A 22,361-nucleotide genomic window follows, 5' to 3' on the forward strand; every position below is an offset into this window, starting at 1 on the left:
GTAGGTCTTGCCATTAACATGCTGGTTCCGGCAGTGGCAGGCTTTGTACTTCAGTACATGCAGTCTGCCAACATTACGCTGACCTGGAAAAATGTAGCGGATTTTAAAATACATATCCCTGTTATTGATAAGATTCCGATCCTTGGAGACATTTTAAGCGGGCATACACCAATCACTTATCTGGCATTTATCGGAATCGGGCTGATCTGGCTTTTGATGTACCGTACAAAGTTTGGTATCTATGTAAGAGTAGTGGGGGAAAATGAAGATGCAGCCAGAAATATGGGACTGAATACAAATAAATACCGGTATCTGGCGATTAGTTTAGGCGCAGTGTGCTGTTCACTTGCAGGGATTAACCTGGCACTGGAGCGCATGGTTCTCTTTACCAATAATATGACAGCCGGACGTGGATTTATCGCCATTGCAGCCATCTACTGCGGTCAGGGCGATCCCATTTCCAGTGCGATGTATGCCATCGTTTTCGGTGCAGCCAGAGCTCTTGCGGTAAATATGGGACTCTATGCAGGACCGGCAGCTGCGCTGTTTGATGTAATCCCGTATGTGGTAATGAGTATTGTATTAACCATTGTTTCCATGTTGAAATACAGAAATAACAAGGTGAGGGGATTCCATTGATTTTCCCGGGAAAACGAGTGGGGCGGAGTGAAGAGCAAATGCCCCGCAGCTGACTGAGAGATGTTTGACTATGGAGGCGTGGAGATTGCAGAATGCATTGAAACATGCTTTAAAAGAGAAAGGAATATGCAGCGATGAGTGAGACGGCTTTATTAATTGTAGATATGGTGAAAGATTTTACCGATGAAGCGGGATTGGTTTTCTATCCCCAGAACCGGGAAATTTTACCTAAAATAAAGGAAGTTCTGGACAAATGCAGGGAGAAAGAGACGCTTATCGTGTTCCTTCAGCACTGTAACCGGAAAGGTAAATTTGACAGAAAGGCGGCATCTATGCGACCTAACTGTATTGAAGGCAGCGGGGGAGAGGAAATAGATCCCATGCTGGAAGTGGATTATGAAAAGGATTATATTATTAAAAAGCGCAGGTACAGCGGCTTCTTTGGAACCGACCTGGATCTGGTGCTGCGTGAAAATGGCGTGAGGAATGTGATTGTTGTGGGGACGAAGACAAACTGCTGTATCCGTGCAACCGTTACCGATGCATTTTATCTGGATTACGATAGCTACGTGGTGTCAGATTGTGTGGCAACCAATTCTGAGGTTGTGAATCAGGTGCATCTGGAGGACATCAACAAATATCTGGGGACGGTAGTGGACATGGATACGCTGTTTCAGATGCTGGACAGGGAGGAGTTGTAGGGAATGGGTCAGTTTGAGGTTTTAACCAGCGGATATGTGAGTATGGATCATATTATTAAAATCGCTTCGCCGGCGACCATTGGCTGCACATCCCTGGTGACCAATAAAAATAATGTACAGATCTATTATGGCGGGTGCTCCGTCAACATTGCCTATGGGCTGAACCGGCTGGGGGTCAATACGCTGCCGGTATTAAGAGTAGGCGGGGATTATGAAGCAAATGGTTTTAAACAGTTCCTGGAAGCTGGCAACGTTCCCCTTGAAGGGATTCGTGTGATAGAAGAAGAGGCTACCTCGGTTTGTTATTTATTGCAGGATAATAATAATGACCATATTACGGTTTTTTATCCCGGTGCGATGGACAGCAAGTATGCCGGACCTGTGGACGGCAGTTTATTTGAGGGAGCCAGACTGGGCGTCATTACGGTTGCGGCAAGGGAAGATAATGAGGAATTCTACCGGCAGTGTATGGAACATGAGGTGCCTGTGGTATTTGGCATGAAAGACGATTTCGATGCATTTCCGGAAGCATTTCTAAAGACCCTTCTCACCGGAAGTAAAATAATTTTTACCAACGAAGTGGAACGGGAAATGATTGAGAAGATATATGGTCTTCCTGATATTACAAAACTGTTTGAAATCGGTAAGGCAGATGTAATTGTGACCACCATGGGTAAAGACGGAAGCATCTGCTATGAGAGAACTCCTCAAGGGATCAGCACCCGGAAAATCGGCATCTGTGAAGCTGAGCACATTGTAGATGCTACCGGTTCCGGGGACGCCTATATGGCGGGATTCCTCTATGGGTATTTAAGAGGAATGGAGAGTGTGGAGTGCTGCAGACTTGGCAGTGTGCTTTCCTGGTTCGTGTTGCAGGCGGAAGGGTGCTGTACGAATCTGCCTGGGGAAGAACAGTTTCTGGAAAAGTATCGGGAGATTCGGGCATGTTAGGAGCTTAAAAATATGAAGAGCTTTAAGAATGTGAAGAGCTTTAAGAAAATGAAGAGCTTAAAAATGTGAAGAGCTTTAAGAAAATGTAGAGCTTTAAGAATATGAAGAGTTTTAAGAATATGAAGAACTTTTAAAATATGAAGAGCATAATAAATGGATTTAGCAAAGGAGGTAGTCAATGAGCACACTATACTTAGGAGCGGACCGTTCCAGTATTGCAAAATATGTATTGTTTTCCGGGGATCCCTGGAGAGTGGATGTATTGAAACAATATCTTGAGGAACCGGTGCATGTGGCGTTCCAGAGGGAATTTAATACATACACAGGCATCTATAAGGGAGTCCCGGTAACGGTAACTTCTACCGGAATCGGTGCACCTTCAGCGGCAATTGCACTGGAAGAAATGTATGAGGCTGGCATGGAAGTTGCAGTCCGAATGGGAACCGTAATGGGCCTGCAGGATGATTTGCTGGGAAAATTTATTATCCCCGTTGCGGCCATGAGGCGGGAGAGCACCAGCCTGACTTATGTAGAAGAGTCTTATCCGGCTGTTGCGGATATTGAACTGGTCAATGCAATGAATGAAACAGTGACCCGGATGGGAGCAAAATATGTCAATGGCATCAACTGCACCATGGATGGTTTTTACAGTCAGATGCATGATTCCCGGTTTTCCCTGGAAACAGGCAGAGATATGTCAGAAACCTTCCGGGAACTCAAAGAATTAAAAGTAACCGGTATTGATATGGAGTCCTCTTGCCTGCTGACAGTTGGAAGGCTTATGGGGGTTAAAACCTGCATTGTAACCATGACTACTGTTTTAGAAAATTTAAAGGAGACATTGCAGGGACAGGACAGAAAGGATGCGGAGGATCTGCTTTGCAGAACCGTACTGGAAGGAATTTACCAGTATGATCAGAATCAGAAAATAAATTCGCAGAATGGATGATAAAGAAAAGTAAATTAAGAATGAAACATAAAGATCAGAAATTAAGCATGGATGATTAGAAAAGAAATTAAGAATGAAAGTTAAATAAAATAAATTTATGCATGAATGATATAAAAGAAATTAAGAATGAAAAATAAAAAAAAATTTAAGCATGAAAAATAAAAAAAGAGATCAAGAATGGATGACAAGAAAAGAAATTTGAGCCTTAATGATTAAGAAAGGAAGTTTGCAGAATGAATAATAAACAGATATTTACAACCAGTACAAAGACAGTAATCGGCATGGTCCACTGCCTTCCCCTTCCCGGTACAGCAGGATTTGACGGTGATTACCAACAGATTTTAAGACGTGCCGTTGAAGATGCAGTGACTTTGGAAAAAGCAGGTGTGGATGCCGTGATTGTGGAAAATATGGGCGATACTCCATTTAGTGCACTGCTGAATACCGCACAGATTGCAGCATTATCGGCTGCAGCAATAGAAGTGCGAAAAGCAGTTAAAATTCCAATTGGTATTGATGCGGCTTTTAATGACTGCAAGGCGTCCCTCGCCATTGCAGGTATCGCAGGTGCAGATTTTGTACGGGTTCCGGTGTTTGTGGATACGGTAGTGTTTACGGATGGATATATTATGCCTTGTGCTAAAGAATGCATGGAATACAGAAAACAGCTGAACTTGTCTCATGTGAAGATTATGGCAGATGTTCAGGTAAAACATGCCCATATGCTGCTTCCGCATATTGCGGTGGAGCAGTCTGCAAAAGAGGCAGCCGCTAATGGGGCAGATGCAATTATTGTAACGGGCAGTGAAATTGGGGTGGAAACACCGATTGATATGATCGCCCGTGTGAAAAAAGCAGTTTCACTTCCGGTTTTTGCAGGAAGTGGAGTAAATGCTTCTAACATCAGTGAACAGATGCAGACGGCAGATGGCGCAATCATCGGTTCCAGCCTGAAAAAAGGCGGAATTCTTTCGAATCCCATCGATTATGACCTTGTGCGGGAAGTGATTGAAGGGTTAGAACGTGCCTAGAAATACATTCACGCCATTTGTAAGCTATTGAGCGTGTTTGCAGAATGAATGCGTCAATTTTAGTCCTACAATTAATTGGAAAAACATTAGTGGAAAAAACAAAAGATGAAGAGATAGAGATCAAACAAAATTTTATCAATAAGTAAAAAAGTGAGGTATTGGAAATATGATGAGACCTATGAAATTAGCCGGAAGCCAGCTCCTGTTTGGAGAGGGCTGTCTGGAACATATCAAAACGCTGGCATATAAAAGAGTTACGATCGTGCTTGGAGGCTCCAGTATGCAGAAAAGCGGTATGCTGGACAAGGTAAAAGGATTATTTGAGGAGAACGGGGCAGCTGTTTCCGTTGTGGAAGGCGTTGAGCCGGATCCGACCTTTGCCACCGTGTTAAGGGGCGCAAAAGAAATGCAGACTGCAGAGCCAGATCTGATTGTAGCTCTGGGAGGAGGCTCCGTTATGGATGCAGCCAAAACCATGTGGATTTATTATGAAAATCCCCAGCTTCAGAAACTGGAAGATGTATTGCCGCCGAATCCATTTCCAAAGCTCAGGACAAAAGCACATTTTTGCTGCATTCCATCTACTGCCGGCACAGCCAGTGAGGTTTCCCGTTCTGTTGTAATCTCCGATGACGAAACTGGAATGAAACATGGATTAGGAAATATGGAAATGATGCCGGACATTGCAATCTGTGATCCGGTGGTGACTGTTTCCATGCCGCCGCGTATAACGGCAGAGACAGGGATGGATGCCCTGACCCATGCGGTTGAAGCATTGGCATCTACCAGGGCAAATTATATCGGGGATGTTCTCGCCACCCAGGCAGCATTGGATATTATCAAATATTTACCCCAGGCATATGAAAATGGCAAGGATCTGTCAGTCCGGGAAAAGATGCTAAATGCCTCTATGGCAGCAGGCATTGCATTTACAAACGTTTCCCTTGGCATCGTACATTCTATGGCACATACCCTGGGAGGATTCTTTCACATACCGCACGGACTGGGAGATGCGATGCTTTTACCCTATGTGATCCGGTTCAACAGCCAGGATGCAAGAGCAGAAAAGATTTACAAAGACCTTGCACAAAAAGCAGGGGGAGAAAATCTGGCGGATATGATTGCAAATCTGAATAAACAGCTTCATATTCCGGCATGCTTTGGGGAAATTATTGAGGACGAGGAAAAGTTCAACAGCCTGCTAGATGAAATGGCAAAGACCGCATTGGAAGATGGCTGTACCAAAACCAATCCCGTCATCCCGTCATTAGAACAGTTCGTGGAATTATTTAAAAAGGCATATAAAGGAGAATAGAGTTATGGAAATAATTTGTTACTTATCAAACGGTTACCCAACATTGGAACACAGCTATGAAATGGCAATTGAATACGCAGATGCCGGATGCGGCATGATTGAAATAGATTTTCCGTCCAGAGATCCTTATCTGGAAGGTGATTACATAGCAGGCAGAATGGCAAAGGCTCTGGAAGTATGCGACGACTATGACAAATATATGGACAGCATTATTGCAGTGCAAAAAAGGCTTCCGGATGTCCAGCTCCTGGTATTGGCATATGAAAATACCGTAGAGGAAATTGGTGCTGATAAATTCATTCGTTTCTGTCTGGAGAACAATTTAAAAGATATTCTGCTGGTAGGCCTGAAGGACAATGTTATTAAAGATAGATTTATGGAGGCGGGGCTGAGGGTATCCTGCTACGTTCAATACCATATGCTGTCGGAAGAAATAGAGATGGCTAAAAAGTCAAATGGATTTGTCTATATGCAGGCGAAACCCACCGGAAATAGTAACCCGCAATACCCCTTACTCTCTGACTGCATCGCCCACCTTCGTGCCTGTGGGATAGAGCGTCCGATCTATTGTGGTGTAGGCGTACATGCGCCGGAAGACGTGAAGATGGTAAAAGAAGCAGGCGGTGATGCGGCATTTATAGGAAGTACGATTTTAAAACTCCATGAAGACATTCCTGCAATGAAAGAAATGATTGGGATGTTTGCGGCGCAGTGTTAACCATGGGTTAACGATGTTCGTGTAAAATGGTAAATGAATCAATCAGAACATAGGACAGGAAAAGGAGAAAGATTATGAAACAGGAAGGCATTGCCCGGAGCATTTCGATCATTACTCTGGGAGTAGAAGATATAGAGCGTTCGATTGCATTTTATGAAGCACTGGGGTGGGAACTTTCTCCGGATTCTGATCCGAAGATGTGCACCTTTATGCTCACCAGCAACATCGTATTGGGATTAGTTCCCTATGATTTCCTGGCAAAAGATGCACAGCTTCCCGTGTCGCCCAAGAAACCTTATAATGGGTTCACACTGGCGATAAACGGCGCAGATCAAGAAGAAGTAGATCAATTGTTTGCCAAAGCAATAAAAGCAGGAGGTAGCTCCCACCAGGTACCCCAGTGGAAAGATTGGGGAGGCTATGACGGATATTCCGGTTATTTCCTGGATCCGGACGGCTATCCATGGGAAGTGGCTTATGCACCATTTTTGAGGCTTTCGGATGATAGGAGACTGTTGCCGAAGACTAAGGGTGAGGGGATTTAAGGAGTGAGGGGGAGTATTGAAATGTAGCTAATTTCCACATGGGTATATAATTTAAGCTGGTATTCCAATACTAAATGTAACAGGGAATTGTATATTAAAAATAAAGGATTATATAGCACGGAATATACTGATTCATATATTCCGTGCTATATTTCTCCATATTTATTTGCTATAATAATAAATATTGTAAAACGGCAATCAAACTATGGAGGGCAATTATTGTATGCAGAATATCTATCTTCACGGGCTTGGACAGAATTCATCTAGTTGGGACAAAACAATTACTTATTTTACAAAGCAAGATCATGTTTTGTGTCCGGAATTATTTTCACTATGTACAGAAAGAAGTCTCACATATAAAAACTTATACCAGGCTTTTTCGGCATATTGTGATAGTATTTCTGATCCGGTAAATATATGCGGGCTTTCATTAGGTGCGGTGCTGGCACTAAACTATACCATCGACCACCCTGAAAAAGTAAAATCATTAATATTAATTGCAGAACAATATAAAATGCCAAAAACATTACTCAAATTTCAGAACATCGTTTTTAAGTTCATGCCAGAGTCCACTTTTAAAAACATGGGACTTAAAAAGAAAGAAGTAATTGAGCTGACAAATTCGATGACAGAATTAAATTTCACTGATAGTATGAAAGCTATAACCTGCCCTGTCTTAGTAGTTTGTGGCGCAAAAGATCATGCAAATATTAAATCTGCAAAGTACTTAGCAGAAAATATAAAAAAAGCTGATCTGCAAATAATAGGAAATTCCGGGCATGAGGTTAATATGGATGCACCAGAAAGACTGGGTAAGATCGTAGATGAATTTTTCAATAGATAGAAAAATGCGTGGAGATATTATAGATAACATTATAGGGAGTTATTATTTGGGGGGCGGTCCATATTTTGGACCGTGTTTTAATGTTGAATTTTATTAGGGAGGATGTCATTGGAATAATTTGAAAATTATGGGGGAGGCAGGGTTTTGGTTCATTGAAGGAGAGCGGGGTATGTGGAATTGGCTTATTGGATGATTTTTATGGTGTCTGTATTTTATGCAGATAGGATATGGACGCATTTGAGCTTAATTTTACCAGGCGTGGAAAATTTATTTTGGGTATAAAGCCTTGAATTATATGGGGAAAAGAAGGTTTGGATGAGGGAAAGTGAAATAGGATGAGATACTTGGTAAAAAATTAGAAAAGCCTTGATTTTGTGGGGGTTTTAGGATATAGTGGTTGAAAGAAGGTAGGAAATGCGTTGGATTAATAGTAATATAGGATGTATTGAAACGATAAAAGGCACGAAAAAAGTCTTGAAATAGCAGATTAATAGTAATATAGGATGTATTGAAACCGTGAAACATGGAGGTCTAAAAATGGATATAAGGATTAATAGTAATATAGGATGTATTGAAACTATCGTAGAGGTCTTCCAAATCGTTTCTTTTGCCTGATTAATAGTAATATAGGATGTATTGAAACATGTTAAAGGACATCCGAGACGAAATGTTGCGTACCGATTAATAGTAATATAGGATGTATTGAAACCAGGACTAGGAATAAGGAAATAGAACATCTGTTAGAGATTAATAGTAATATAGGATGTATTGAAACTGCTTTCAATGCTCTTTTGCCGGGTTATCTATTTCGATTAATAGTAATATAGGATGTATTGAAACTCGCTCATATTATTAAGCGATTGGGATACCATAGGGATTAATAGTAATATAGGATGTATTGAAACTTATTTCCAATCCCTTTCTTAAGGGGATAATTGGATTAATAGTAATATAGGATGTATTGAAACCGTGAAACATCGGAATCCAAAGAAGATAGCGAACCCGATTAATAGTAATATAGGATGTATTGAAACAGTTAATGCTAGAATTATTTCCTACCGAGATACCGATTAATAGTAATATAGGATGTATTGAAACGCGCGTGGCACTTAAGCGGCAGGGTAAAAAGAAAGAAGATTAATAGTAATATAGGATGTATTGAAACGGAAAATTCCACAATTGGAATTATGGAAGGAACCGATTAATAGTAATATAGGATGTATTGAAACTAACATAAGATACTAACCGCCTATTATACCGATCCTTGATTAATAGTAATATAGGATGTATTGAAACCAGGCATTTACAAAAACATTGTTCACGCCGAGAGATTAATAGTAATATAGGATGTATTGAAACAACTTAAAGACATCATTGATGTATCCGGATATCCGAGATTAATAGTAATATAGGATGTATTGAAACAACAAATCCGTTTCGTTCTCTATTAAAGTAACTTTGGATTAATAGTAATATAGGATGTATTGAAACAATTCCGGCTTTTTCTTTTTCCCCGTGTAGACCAAGATTAATAGTAATATAGGATGTATTGAAACCCATCTACATTAGTAATGTACACAAAGGCTACATGATTAATAGTAATATAGGATGTATTGAAACGAATTAAAATCATTAAAGCACAGTCCAAAAACAACAGATTAATAGTAATATAGGATGTATTGAAACCCTCTACCCTTACACAATTGGTGTATGATCCTAATGATTAATAGTAATATAGGATGTATTGAAACGTGTACATAACAGGAATAAAGATTCAAAACTTATTTGATTAATAGTAATATTAGGATGTATTGAAACGCCAAGGTGATCAAGAACCTTATGAGCGTAAGAGGAGATTAATAGTAATATAGGATGTATTGAAACGGAAAATTCCGGGAATATTGAAGAACAGAACCAGTTAGATTAATAGTAATATAGGATGTATTGAAACATGTCCGACACACAGAAACGTATTTTCCTATGTACAGATTAATAGTAATATAGGATGTATTGAAACTAAACAAAATAAATATCATCTTTATCATTATGACTAGATTAATAGTAATATAGGATGTATTGAAACAGAAATACACATTGGAGCAGATTCATAAGATTTTGATTAATAGTAATATAGGATGTATTGAAACTACTGATCCAAACAATAGTTAGTCGCAAAATTATGATTAATGGTAATATAGGATGTATTGAAACTATCCAACACCAAACGGAGTTTCGATTTTATAGAGATTAATAGTAATATAGGATGTATTGAAACTAAACCCGCTGGCATTCCTTATACTTTGAATTATGATTAATAGTAATATAGGATGTATTGAAACTTACAAGGAATTATGTATGACATTTATACGAAAGAGATTAATAGTAATATAGGATGTATTGAAACTAGCTGGTTATCTTACTTCTAGTATATTCCGTTTGGATTAATAGTAATATAGGATGTATTGAAACCTAACTATGGCCCCGAGTCCATAACTTTCCCTGAGTGATTAATAGTAATATAGGATGTATTGAAACGTAATTTAGGTGCCTAAATTAAGGAGGTATAAATGATTAATAGTAATATAGGATGTATTGAAACGATTGAACCGACATTGTAAGTTCAAACTCTAACACGATTAATAGTAATATTGGATGTATTGAAACATGATGAAGCTCTGGTACAAGTCGTTAGCGATTTTGAGATTAATAGTAATATAGGATATATTGAAATGCCAAATGAAAATTTTTTATATACCCCACACAGCCTGTTCCCTAAACAACTTAACTACCGATTAATATCAATATAAAATACATTGAAACTCAAGAGCGCCACATCCATCTCTAAAAATCTCCAAATTGAATATCAGCTTCATTAAAAAAAGAAATACCCATCATAATAAATAACATAAAAACCAGCCCACATATAATTGGAAGCAATCTGAAGTTTCCCCGATTCTTAAGATAAACCCCTAACAAATTCCCACTAAAAATATCATTCGATAATTTAGTAAATAATTTGACAAAATATCCCATTTATAATATAATATTACTGTGAAAAATACACAAATAAACCAAAGAAATTTAAATTATATAGATCTAAAATTAATAACAATTTTAATTATAAATACCCAGATCTATATGACTTAGATTTACTTAATCAATGGGAGGAGTGAGTTACAATTGCTAGTTTTTGAATACCAGCTTCGGATACGTCTTTTAGAGAATATGGACTATGCCAAAGCTACCGGAACAATCGCCTATTTCCTGGATAGTGCGCTTGGAAAAACAGATGAATTTCTGGAATTACATAATCGAAGAGAGTTTAAGTATTATGTTTATGATCTTCCATATCCATGTGAGAAAGACGGAATTTATCAACAGGGCAAGATTTATGTTATGAGGATTCGGACAGTTCGGCAGGAACTTGCGGAATATTTTTCGAATATGCTGAGTCATCATTCGTCAAAAGAAATTGTGGGATTAAATGGCGAAATAAAAATTATTCAGCAGAAAGTATTAGAAAAAATTTACACTTTAACACCAGTTGTAATAAAGACAGAATATGGTTACTGGCGGGATCAGATGAATGTACAGGAGTTTGAAAAACGTTTGAAGATTAATCTGGTTAAAAAATATAATCAGTTAATGGGGGAAAAACTCGATGAGGATTTTTCACTTTATGATTATATTGAATTTAAAAATAAAGTGCCGGTACGTGTTCCTTACAAGGGAATTACTTTGTTAGGTGATAAGGTAAATATGATCGTATCAAAAAATCCAACGGCTCAAAAATTATGGTATATGGCGATAGGAACTGGAATAGGAGAAAATAATGCCCGAGGAGCGGGCTTTATTAATTATCGGTATTTGTAGCAAAGGGGTGATCAGGTGTTACAGGAAGCAATGGAAGTCTTCCGGCAGATGCTCCAGGAAAAAGGAGACAGGCTGGTACTGGATAAATATGTTCCTAAAGATGGTACCTATCGGATTATTAAGTTGACGGAAGATAGTTATAAAATCGAGAAAACATTAGATATCCGGTATGATAGAAAAAATGATGAAATAATTGGAAAAACAGATTCCATTTATGACCAGGTTTGCTATATGGATTATTATAGTAAACTCTTGGAAATGAATAAGCCGATTGATGCTAAGAAAATTATTCATTCAAACAATTATTTGTCGTTGTGGATGAAAAAAGACAGTATTAAGGAGCAAAAATTAACAGAAGAGATTTTGGATTCTTATTATGAAACTTTAAAAAATCCGGAAATAAAATATGCCAAGAAGACAAAGGCAAAAGTATTATATGAAGCAACAGAAGAAGAATTGGGAAAACCCAATATTCAGCTGATAGAAAAAATAAGAAAATATGTTGCTGATAAAGATATTTGGGAAGACCTTAATTTTGATCAAAAGGATTACATAAAAATCTTTTTTGTTTTAGATAATTGGAAGGAAACACAAGCGCTGTATCAATGTGAAGGCAGCCGTTATCTATATCCAAATATCTTTAATAATAATGATTTTAACGAAGTGGAATCGGGAAATATACTGGGATTACCAAATGATAATATGGGAATGAATGCAAAAAAACCGTATCTGGCAAACAAGACTAGAAAGGTTGCAGTTCCGTACCTTTTGGATAAAAACGAAGCTATTTTACAGGCTAAATTATTTGATTATTTAATGGGATTTGCATCTAAAGGGAAAGTTAATATATACATCAATTCCGATTATTTGTGGTTTCGGGGATACTCGAATACAGAAGAGCCGCAGGGAATGCGAAATGGTTATTTTTTACGCCTTAAAAAAGGAAAAGAAGTTGAGATTCATCAGGGAGATATAATCAGTGATTATAATACAAAGTTATCGCCACCATTTTGCTTGAAAAATGGTATTGGTATTCCTGATAAAACACTGGAAAAGTATGATATTCAATATAATACGTTCTATGATAAGCTTTGGAAAATGAAAGGAGTTATTGATCAAACTTTCTTTGAAAATAAGCTGTCAAACAATTTCTTTACAGAGGCAAAAGATATTCCGATTACGGATGGTGTGTTAAAAAGAACGCTTTTGGAAAGCAGAGATCGTCTTTTTGCATGGTTTTATAAGGGATGCGATGAAAATATAGCAGCTTTCCTGGATAAGATTTCAATAGATTTGATCATAAATTCAATTGGAAATGGAAGAGTCTTTCTGGCACAGAGGCAATTTAATTTGAGATGGTCACTGATCGATTATTTCAACAAGGATAGGGGGATGGAGTTAAAAATGGAGAATGTTAGAAAGCAGTTACGAGAAAAAATGGATCTGAAAGATGAGTGGGAATTTATGTCGGGAGAAGAGTTTGGCTACGCAGCAGGACAGATGGTTTCTTACCTGATTTCCAGAAGTAAGGCAAATAATAAACCGTCTTCTCTGGTCAATCCTTATCTTAATGCAAAAAATCATGAAGTTGTAAGAAAAAGATTGTTACAGCTCTATAAGAAATATAATTATGATATTTCCCATTATCCGGATAATCGGGCAGAACAGATTTTTACACATATCATGAGTTATATACCGAAAGAAAATGAGGTACTGAACAAAGAAATGATTGCAGCAGGGTTTACAGCTTCATCGCTCATTTACGTTAAGAAGAATCAGGAAGGTGGGGAAAAGTTATGATGAATAAAAGAGTATATGGTGTTTTAGGGATTTCATCCGTTATGGCAAACTGGAATGCAGATTTTTCAGGATATCCGAAAACGACTTCCGACGGATCAACTTTTGGAAGTGATAAGGCGCTGAAATATCCAATGAAGAAGATGTGGGATAATCAGGGAAAACCCGTTGTTTACATTAAGTCCATGAGATTTGAGAAAGGGAAAAAGGGAGAAGTCTCTTTGATACCCAGAAGTTTAAAAGAACGTTATGAACAGATATTTGATGTAGCAGATTTAAAAGACTGCAAAGATATAGAGTCGGTTCTTCGGAATTTATTCCATGCTGTAGATGTTAAGAATTTTGGTGCTACATTTGCAGAATCAGGTAATAATATCTCGATTACCGGTGCGGTGCAGATCGGTCAGGGATTCAATAAATATGATTATACAGATCCTCAGGAGCAGCCGATTCTATCTCCATTTCGTGATGCTTCTAAAGTGAAAGATGGTGAAGAAGCCAAGAACTCTACCCTTGGAACAAAAATAGTCAGTAATGAGGCTCACTATTTCTATCCATTTGTAATTAATCCCCTTGCATATAAGGAATTTGTGGAATTAGGGGTAACGGAAGGCTATACAGAGGAGGATTACCAGAATTTTAAAGAGACTTCCATCGTTTCAGCGACGGCATTTGCTACAAATGCGAAAGCAGGGTGTGAAAATGAGTTTGCACTTTTTGTGGAAACAGAAGAAGATCTCTATCTGCCGTGTCTGTCCGAATATATTACTTTTGAGAAAAATGAAGATAAAAAAGATGAGAAAAATGTAATTCGATTAAATTGTTCAGAATTATTGAACAAGGTTAAGGATAAGGTTCAATCTATCGAAATATATTTTAATCCATATACAACGAAGTTAGAGGCAGATGTGGAAGGAGCACGTTATTTCAATATCATAACCCGGAAAGAGGTGTGATATGGAAATTTTAAAATTCAGGTTAAAAGGTAAAAACGCCTTCTTTAAAGTACCTGAAGTGAATACCTACTATTATTTTACTTATGGGAACATACATAAAGTAGCGCTTTTAGGCATGTTTGGTGCCATTATGGGGTATCAGGGATATGAGCACAAATACAAGCGTTATCCCGAATTCTATGAGAAATTAAAGGATATCCAGATCTCTGTAATGCCGGAACCAAAACATGGGTATTTTCAAAAGAAAATTCAGTTTTACAATAATACAGTAGGATATGCTTCTCAGGAAATGGGCGGAAATCTAATTGTGAAAGAGCAGTGGCTGGAGCAGCCTGACTGGACAGTCTGTGTTCTGATCCAGGATCCCGAAAGTGAAAAACTGGCTGATTTTATGGCAAACAGGCGTTGTATTTACACGCCATATTTGGGCAGAAATAATCATCTGGCAGATATAGGAGAGGTAGAAATTGGAAAGGCACAGCCTGTGACATGCGAAGAAAAGAATCTACACAGTTTAGTGCCGGAAGATGTTGTGGAGTTTGACCTGGATGAAATGACTTTTAAATATGGTGAATATTTGCCAATCGGTTTAAAAGAAGCAACAAATCTCTACGAGGTCAAAAAATTTATTCTGACCGACGCTGAAATGGTGCAGTGCAAAAAGGATGTTTACCAGATCGGTGAAAAGAATATTGTTTTCTATTAATGAATCATAAATTTTTGGAAATCTGGTTTGTCAGACATTGAACTTAAATTTAATTGGTTGCAGGTAAGGAGGAAACCGCAGGGTATAGGAGAATCATTCTATATTCTGCGGTTTTAATTTGTTATGACATATTAGCGTATTTGAAAATTCATTCCCGCCATCTGCACGCCCCACTTAGCGGCATATTTGCACTGAATTCAGGTTTCGTAGCCGGCTGCGCTCCCTTTATTCGGGACAAATCTCCCACAAAGTGTGACGCACAGCTGACAGAAAGCAATTTAAAAACACGCTTTAGGAGATATAAGTGAACATAATAAAAGATAATGTTAGAGATGAAATAGACTTTAAATTAAACATAAAATGGGGAGGCAGTTATGGCTTGTTTTGTTAAAATAGAAGAAGTAATAGATGCAGATTATCCATTGTATGCACACTGGAAGGATGATGCTGATAAAGAAACGCTAAAAGAACACCTGAACCGATGCCAGAAATATTTTGAGCTGCTGGAAACTGAAAAAGGTTTGTCAAATGTAATTGAGCGGTTTGCGCTGCAGCTTATTCCAAATGCCACAAGTGAAATACTTGGTTTTATTTATAAAATGTTTTGCCAGGTAATCATATTTCATGATTTTGGAAAAATTAATCCGGCGTTTCAAAAACAGAAAATGAAAAATTTGCAGGCGCCGGTAAAGGTTCTGGATGGATTGTCTGGAGCGGACCATTCCTTATTTTCTTCAATCCTTTATTTAGATTATTTTTTAGAACAGATTGAAAAAAGCGGTTATTCTAAAAAGGACAGGAGTATGCTGATCGTTTTGGCGTGGATGAATGCATATATCATATCAAGACATCATAGTGATTTGGAGAAAATGGAAGATTTTATATCAAAATTTCAGGATAAGGAAGGGGAAATCGGATATCTGCTCAATGTCCTGGAAAAATTCGGACTGCAGGGATTTCACGGGTTACGCAGTCTGTCCGGTGATTCTATCTCAAAGAGTTTTCATAAATATTCGAATGTAAAGCAAAGACTGAGCCGGGACCAGGATATTGTCTGCTTTTTTTATATGCGATACTTATATTCCGCATTGGTTGCGTGCGACTATTATGCCACAACCGAGTACATGGAAAATGTGCAGATCAAAGAATTTGGAACCATTCAATGTGCAGATACATTTCGAGAACCCTATGAAAATTCAGAGTTGTACCAAAGTATACGGAAATATGAAAAAAACAATAGTAACGGAGGAAAGACGACGACCGGGGAACAGAGTGAAATTAATAATATGAGAAGTGAAATGTTCCTGGAGGCAGAGAAAACATTGCATAAATATCCGGAGGAATCCATTTATTTTCTGGAAGCCCCAACGGGTAGCGGTAAAAGTAATACGGCAATGAATTTGGGATTTCAATTGTTAGATAAAGGGAAAAAAATATTCTATATCTATCCATTTAATACGCTTGTTGAACAAAACAGAATAAATTTGCAGGAAATATTCAGAGACAAAAAGGTGCAGGATCAGATTGTAGTGGTGAATTCTTTAAATCCTATAACCGGAAAGGGAAATGTCTCTGAGGACTCGAAAGACTATTATCAAAATGCGTTACTGGACCGGCAGTTTTTGAATTATCCATTTATATTATCAACCCATGTAAGCTTTTTTGAAACTTTGTTTGGAAATAAAAAGGAAGCGATATTTTCTTTTTTGCAGCTTACGGATAGTATCGTAATCCTGGATGAAATTCAAAGTTATAAGAATACCATATGGGCAGAAATCATGATTTTTCTACGTGCCTGTTCAAAACTTCTTGGAATGAAAATCATTATCATGTCGGCTACTTTGCCGGGGCTTGATATTCTGGATGGCGGGGAAGGAACGGTGAGAAGGCTGATTGAAGATCGTAAAAAATATTTTAACCATCCGCTGTTTCAGAACCGGGTTACGGTATCCTATGATTTGTTAAATGAGAAAATGACGATGGACCGTTTAATGCAGCAGGTAATCGATAAAAGCATGCCGGATAAGAAGATCTTGGTAACATTTATTAAAAAAGATTCTGCTTATGAGTTTTACGATTATTTATGTAATTGTGATGAGTTATCGGTACCTGTTTGCCTTATCACGGGAGATGATTCTATGTATGAAAGAGAGAAGATCTTAAAGCCGATTCGGGAAAAAAAGATTTCCGGCATGATCCTTGTCTCTACGCAGGTAATTGAGGCCGGTGTGGATATCGATATGGATCTTGGATTTAAAGACATCTCCAAGCTGGATAGTGAAGAACAGTTTCTGGGGCGCATTAACCGTTCCTGTAAAAGAGAAGATGCAGTGGTTTACTTCTTTGACCTGGATCGGGCAGATAGAATTTATGGACAGGATTATCGAATGGATGAATCATTTACGCTTATTGCACCAGATATGAGAGCGATATTAAAGGAGAAGGAATTTGGAAAATATTACAAAGGGGTTCTGGAAGTATTAAAATGCCAAAGGAATGACAGCACATCTACAGAGGGGCTGGATCACTTTTTTGATGAAACGGTAAAATATCTGGACAGTCCGGGAATAGCAAAACGCATGAAATTAATAGATGAAAACAATTGGAATATGAGTATAGTAATTTGCAGAACACTGGAATGTGAAGATGGAACTATGTTAGACGGATGGAGTTTATGGGAACAGTATGAAATGCTGCTTCGTAACAGGACGATGGATTTCTCGGAAAAGCAGGTGAAATTATCAGATGTAAGAAGTAAACTAAATAATTTTATTTATCAGGTAAAGTGGAATCCAAATCTAAATTACAGCGGCGTTTTGGGAGAATTATACTGTATTCAGGATGGTGAAACTTACTTTGAAAATGGAAAATTAAATCGTAAGAAATTAGAATCTGAAGGGGTATTATTTGTGGACTAATAGAAGTGGGGGAAGAGAAAATGCAGGTAAATGGAACTTTAATTAATTATTATTTTCACTGCAGACGCCAGTGCTACCTACATGGAAATCGTTTGAATCTGGAAGATAACAGTGAGATTGTAATGATTGGGAAAGCGATACATGAAGAGAAAGCGCAGGGGAAGGATACAGAAATCGCAATAGAGAATATCAGACTGGATAAATTGACGGCTGAGTACCTGACCGAAGTTAAAAAATCAGATGCAGATATGGAAGCCAGCCGCTGGCAGCTGTTATATTATCTCAAAGTATTAAAAGAGAAAGGCATAGTACGAAAAGGAAAGTTAGAGTTTGTAGAAAAAAAGCAAACCAATAAAAAGATTGTAATTGTGGAGCTTGGAGCCGAAGAAGAACAAAAATTAGAACAGTACATCAAAGAGATAGAGGCATTGCTGGAAAGTAATGTCGTGCCGGAAGGAATTGGGAAATCCCAATGTAAAAAGTGTGCTTATTATGAATATTGTTTTATTTAAATCAAGGGAAATAGAAAATCCTTAAGGTATAGACTGTACTTGTAAAATATTTTAAATAGGTTAAAGAAGTTCTGGATGAAACGAAGGAGGAAAACATGGGATCTACAAAATATTTAATGTCTATGGGAGAGTTGACAAGAAAAGATAACTCACTATGCTTTCGGAAAAATGGTAAAAATATCTATATTCCGATTGAAAATACAAAAGAAATTTATTGCTTAAATGAGGTGTCTTTCAATACAAAACTATTGGATTTTTTCAGCCAAAATCAAGTGATCGTTCATTTTTTTAATTACTATGAAGGATACAGCGGCACCTTTTATCCAAAGAACCATTATAATAGCGGACGCCTCATTGTCAGACAGGTAGAGGCGTATCAGGAATCCAGAATGGAGATAGCAAAAGCGATTGTATATGGGATCGGTGTGAATATGGGGGAAGTATTATATCATTACTATAAGCATGATAAGAAAGAAGTTAAGGAGACGATAGACTGGCTGAAAAAAGAGTTTCCCAATCGTGTGAAGAGAGCGGAAACCCCTGCTGAATTAATGTCATATGAGGGCGAAGCATGGATTAAATTTTATGGGACTTTTAAATATTTTCTACCGGAAGAATTTATTATGAATAAGAGAGTAAAGCGTCCGCCGGACAACCCAATCAATGCATTGATATCTTTTGGAAACACATTGCTGTATACAAAGACAATTTCGGCAATTTATCGGACGCACCTGGATCAAAGAATAAGCTATCTCCACGAACCGTCAGAAGGCCGGTTTTCATTAAGCCTTGACATGAGTGAAGTTTTTAAACCGGTCATCGTCTATAAAACCATCTTTGATTTGGTCAATAACCGGCGTTTACAGGTAGAGAAGCATTTTGATAAAAAAGTAAATTACTGTCTTCTAAATGAAGACGGGCGAAAAATCTTTGTGGAAGCATTTGAGCAACGTTTGGAATCAGTATTTTTACACCCAAGATTAAAAAGAAAAGTGAGCTATCGCACTGCCATAAAATTAGATTGCTATAAATTAATCAAATTTGTTTTAGAAGAAAAAGAATTTATACCATTCTCGCTGAAGGAGGGGATATGATGAAAAAACAACTATCTTATAATTATGCTTTTGTGTTCTATGATGTAAATGAAAAAAGAGTCCAAAAGGTATTTAAAGTATGTAAGAAATATTTATCACATTTCCAATACTCCGTATTCCGAGGAGAAATAACGCCATCAAAGTTAATTGAACTGAGAACGGATATTAATAAAGTAATTGACAAAGAAGAGGATTTTGTTTGCATCATTAAATTAATGAATGATAATGTGTTTGGAGAGGAGATTTTAGGAAAGCGAGATCAATCGACGGGAGAAGATTTGATCTTATAAAATTTACCAGGTGCCAAAAAGGGGAAAAGCTGAAAAACTTGATAGTGATCGGGTAAAATGAGGGTTTTGTATTGGCAAGGACGAAAACGATTGGCACCTGGTAAAATTTGTAATAAAGGTTGATTTTATGGGGGATGTGGGGTATAGTTAATGGGAGGAATGTTGAATTTGCGTTGGATTAATAGTAATATAGGATGTATTGAAACGATTCTAAATTTGTACATAAAAGCACCCCGGAATAGGATTAATAGTAATATAGGATGTATTGAAACTTCATAATTTCTATCTCTCTTGCATTTGTTTTGCTGATTAATAGTAATATAGGATGTATTGAAACCTTGACAGCCGGGAAAAATCTCAGGCTCACATCGTGATTAATAGTAATATAGGATGTATTGAAACTTGTAGCAGGATTCTAATAATTTTTCGGGGGTTACGATTAATAGTAATATAGGATGTATTGAAACCCGGTTAAGGATATGGATGGAATTATCGCAGATGGGATTAATAGTAATATAGGATGTATTGAAACAGAAGCTTATCGAAAGGCATAGATCTGGTCATGCGATTAATAGTAATATAGGATGTATTGAAACGGAGGAAATCATTATGTGTAAATTGGTAGGTTATGATTAATAGTAATATAGGATGTATTGAAACGTCAGATGTAATGCTAATGGTAAAAGCGGCTCTTCGATTAATAGTAATATAGGATGTATTGAAACGTAAGCTGCAAATCCTTGCTCGGCTCTTACTTTTTCGATTAATAGTAATATAGGATGTATTGAAACTCGCCTATCATGCGGAGATCGGGGAAGCGTAGATGGATTAATAGTAATATAGGATGTATTGAAACTCTTCCGTATCCCATATGTCCATTTCCGGTGGCGGGATTAATAGTAATATAGGATGTATTGAAACTTCGATTTTGGATCACCGCCCAATGTTTCTAATTGCGATTAATAGTAATATAGGATGTATTGAAACGTAATCATGGATATTAAATCGGTATTGGAACTTTGATTAATAGTAATATAGGATGTATTGAAACACGTATTGGAACCTTGGATCTACACATTCTTTCTGATTAATAGTAATATAGGATGTATTGAAACCCATCGAGTACACACTCGTCGGTGACAAGTTTGAGATTAATAGTAATATAGGATGTATTGAAACTTGAAGAAGCCCCACAATATATGCTTAACGTGGATAGATTAATAGTAATATAGGATGTATTGAAACTCTGCAAACTTTCCATTTACTCTTTTTGATACCTTGATTAATAGTAATATAGGATGTATTGAAACAAGATAGGGATTAGACAATGGAATTTTACGCCAGGGATTAATAGTAATATAGGATGTATTGAAACGCTGCACAAGCAATCTTAGAATCGGGTTATGGGATTAATAGTAATATAGGATGTATTGAAACCCTAATGGATTAGTAAATTCCATGTGGTCATACAGATTAATAGTAATATAGGATGTATTGAAACATGATAATGTGACCCTGGTGAAGTGGAAAGAACAGATTAATAGTAATATAGGATGTATTGAAACTAAATATCTGTTTGTGTAAGTGGTTTTTAGGCTAGGATTAATAGTAATATAGGATGTATTGAAACCTCTTCCGACTACCAAGATATACAGTATGTCCAGTGATTAATAGTAATATAGGATGTATTGAAACTAGTCATAACGATTTACCTTTTCTACGTTAAGAGTGATTAATAGTAATATAGGATGTATTGAAACGTGTCAATGTTACAAACCAATCCCATTCATTTGGATTAATAGTAATATAGGATGTATTGAAACCACAACCAACTCTAAGTTCTATATTAAAAGGAAAGTGATTAATAGTAATATAGGATGTATTGAAACTGCTCCAACTCAAATTGACTAAAGTCTTTTACAAGATTAATAGTAATATAGGATGTATTGAAACTTGTAATTTACAAGTTGTGATTTGAAATCCGCTTCCGATTAATAGTAATATAGGATGTATTGAAACTCTATTCTAAAATTTGGTAATTTTCTGCTTGCAGATTAATAGTAATATAGGATGTATTGAAACTAACCTCAGATTTTATAGTCCGCCCTATTCCCTGTAAGATTAATAGTAATATAGGATGTATTGAAACTTAATTGCAAACCTATTTCTAATATGAATAACATCGATTAATAGTAATATAGGATGTATTGAAACCGCTGGGAACGGGTAACGCTCCCTCGCATTCGTATGATTAATAGTAATATAGGATGTATTGAAACTGAGGATATTCTTAGTACCTGGCAAAAGGCATATGGATTAATAGTAATATAGGATGTATTGAAACCGAATTTGCTTTTTGGTGGGATGTTGCCACATATGATTAATAGTAATATAGGATGTATTGAAACTAGAATTTGTAATATTTCCCGTGCGCTAAGAAGAGATTAATAGTAATATAGGATGTATTGAAACGTATCTCCTATAGAGATATTAGGCTTTACATAGGGATTAATAGTAATATA

Annotated in this window: 18 protein-coding genes and 2 CRISPR repeat arrays; all 18 genes read left to right on the forward strand. The window is 37.1% G+C overall.

What is annotated here, in order from left to right; genetic code table 11:
- Positions 1 to 639: ABC transporter permease (locus ACH2DQ_RS26000; protein WP_395028642.1), on the forward strand; the 639-nt coding region annotated here is incomplete at its 5' end.
- Between the two features lie 134 nt (positions 640 to 773).
- Positions 774 to 1,340, forward strand: a complete 567-nt coding sequence (locus ACH2DQ_RS26005) for a cysteine hydrolase family protein (RefSeq protein WP_394913750.1) — start codon at positions 774 to 776, stop codon at positions 1,338 to 1,340.
- A gap of 3 nt (positions 1,341 to 1,343) precedes the next feature.
- Positions 1,344 to 2,291, forward strand: a complete 948-nt coding sequence (locus ACH2DQ_RS26010; protein ID WP_394913751.1) for a carbohydrate kinase family protein — start codon at positions 1,344 to 1,346, stop codon at positions 2,289 to 2,291.
- Between the two features lie 178 nt (positions 2,292 to 2,469).
- Positions 2,470 to 3,240 (forward strand): nucleoside phosphorylase, encoded by a 771-nt coding sequence (locus ACH2DQ_RS26015; RefSeq protein ID WP_394913752.1) that lies wholly within the window; start codon positions 2,470 to 2,472, stop codon positions 3,238 to 3,240.
- Positions 3,241 to 3,473: 233 nt separating this feature from the next.
- Entirely contained in the window at positions 3,474 to 4,271 is a 798-nt protein-coding gene (locus tag ACH2DQ_RS26020; protein ID WP_394913753.1) for a BtpA/SgcQ family protein, read from the forward strand.
- A gap of 166 nt (positions 4,272 to 4,437) precedes the next feature.
- The gene (locus ACH2DQ_RS26025; RefSeq protein ID WP_394913754.1) at positions 4,438 to 5,586 is read left to right on the forward strand and encodes an iron-containing alcohol dehydrogenase; all 1,149 of its coding nucleotides are present in this window, start codon (positions 4,438 to 4,440) and stop codon (positions 5,584 to 5,586) included.
- A 4-nt stretch (positions 5,587 to 5,590) separates the two neighbouring features.
- Positions 5,591 to 6,304 carry a tryptophan synthase subunit alpha gene (locus ACH2DQ_RS26030; protein WP_394913755.1) on the forward strand — a complete coding sequence of 238 codons (714 nt, stop codon included), beginning with the start codon at positions 5,591 to 5,593 and terminating at the stop codon, positions 6,302 to 6,304.
- A 74-nt stretch (positions 6,305 to 6,378) separates the two neighbouring features.
- On the forward strand, positions 6,379 to 6,849 hold the full coding sequence (locus tag ACH2DQ_RS26035) for a VOC family protein (protein WP_394913756.1): 471 nt from the start codon (positions 6,379 to 6,381) through the stop codon (positions 6,847 to 6,849).
- A gap of 223 nt (positions 6,850 to 7,072) precedes the next feature.
- Positions 7,073 to 7,693, forward strand: coding sequence for an alpha/beta fold hydrolase (locus tag ACH2DQ_RS26040; RefSeq protein ID WP_394913757.1), 621 nt, complete (start codon positions 7,073 to 7,075; stop codon positions 7,691 to 7,693).
- 422 nt (positions 7,694 to 8,115) lie between these two features.
- Positions 8,116 to 10,513: direct repeats of the CRISPR family, unit length 30 nt; unit sequence GATTAATAGTAATATAGGATGTATTGAAAC.
- A 360-nt stretch (positions 10,514 to 10,873) separates the two neighbouring features.
- Positions 10,874 to 11,566: a CRISPR-associated endoribonuclease Cas6 gene (cas6, locus tag ACH2DQ_RS26045; RefSeq protein ID WP_394913758.1), complete on the forward strand. Its 693-nt coding sequence runs from the start codon at positions 10,874 to 10,876 to the stop codon at positions 11,564 to 11,566.
- Between the two features lie 15 nt (positions 11,567 to 11,581).
- On the forward strand, positions 11,582 to 13,366 hold the full coding sequence (locus ACH2DQ_RS26050; RefSeq protein ID WP_394913759.1) for a hypothetical protein: 1,785 nt from the start codon (positions 11,582 to 11,584) through the stop codon (positions 13,364 to 13,366).
- Positions 13,363 to 14,319: a type I CRISPR-associated protein Cas7 gene (locus tag ACH2DQ_RS26055; protein ID WP_394913760.1), complete on the forward strand. Its 957-nt coding sequence runs from the start codon at positions 13,363 to 13,365 to the stop codon at positions 14,317 to 14,319. Before ACH2DQ_RS26050 ends, ACH2DQ_RS26055 begins: the two co-directional genes overlap by 4 nt.
- 1 nt (position 14,320) lies before the next feature.
- Positions 14,321 to 15,025, forward strand: coding sequence for a type I-B CRISPR-associated protein Cas5b (gene cas5b / locus ACH2DQ_RS26060; protein WP_394913761.1), 705 nt, complete (start codon positions 14,321 to 14,323; stop codon positions 15,023 to 15,025).
- A 140-nt stretch (positions 15,026 to 15,165) separates the two neighbouring features.
- Positions 15,166 to 15,333: a DUF6783 domain-containing protein gene (locus tag ACH2DQ_RS26065; RefSeq protein ID WP_394913837.1), complete on the forward strand. Its 168-nt coding sequence runs from the start codon at positions 15,166 to 15,168 to the stop codon at positions 15,331 to 15,333.
- Positions 15,334 to 15,399: 66 nt separating this feature from the next.
- Positions 15,400 to 17,943 carry a CRISPR-associated helicase Cas3' gene (cas3, locus tag ACH2DQ_RS26070; protein ID WP_394913762.1) on the forward strand — a complete coding sequence of 848 codons (2,544 nt, stop codon included), beginning with the start codon at positions 15,400 to 15,402 and terminating at the stop codon, positions 17,941 to 17,943.
- Between the two features lie 20 nt (positions 17,944 to 17,963).
- The gene (locus tag ACH2DQ_RS26075) at positions 17,964 to 18,455 is read left to right on the forward strand and encodes a CRISPR-associated protein Cas4 (protein ID WP_394913763.1); all 492 of its coding nucleotides are present in this window, start codon (positions 17,964 to 17,966) and stop codon (positions 18,453 to 18,455) included.
- Between the two features lie 95 nt (positions 18,456 to 18,550).
- Complete coding sequence (gene cas1b, locus ACH2DQ_RS26080; RefSeq protein ID WP_394913764.1) at positions 18,551 to 19,549, forward strand: type I-B CRISPR-associated endonuclease Cas1b; 999 nt, start codon at positions 18,551 to 18,553, stop codon at positions 19,547 to 19,549.
- On the forward strand, positions 19,546 to 19,839 hold the full coding sequence (gene cas2, locus ACH2DQ_RS26085) for a CRISPR-associated endonuclease Cas2 (protein ID WP_394913765.1): 294 nt from the start codon (positions 19,546 to 19,548) through the stop codon (positions 19,837 to 19,839). The genes cas1b and cas2 overlap by 4 nt, the downstream gene beginning before the upstream one ends.
- Positions 19,840 to 20,015: 176 nt before the next feature.
- Positions 20,016 to 22,311: a CRISPR direct-repeat array (repeat unit 30 nt; unit sequence GATTAATAGTAATATAGGATGTATTGAAAC).
- Positions 22,312 to 22,361: the final 50 nt, after the last annotated feature.

This window comes from Robinsoniella sp. (assembly GCF_034124845.1).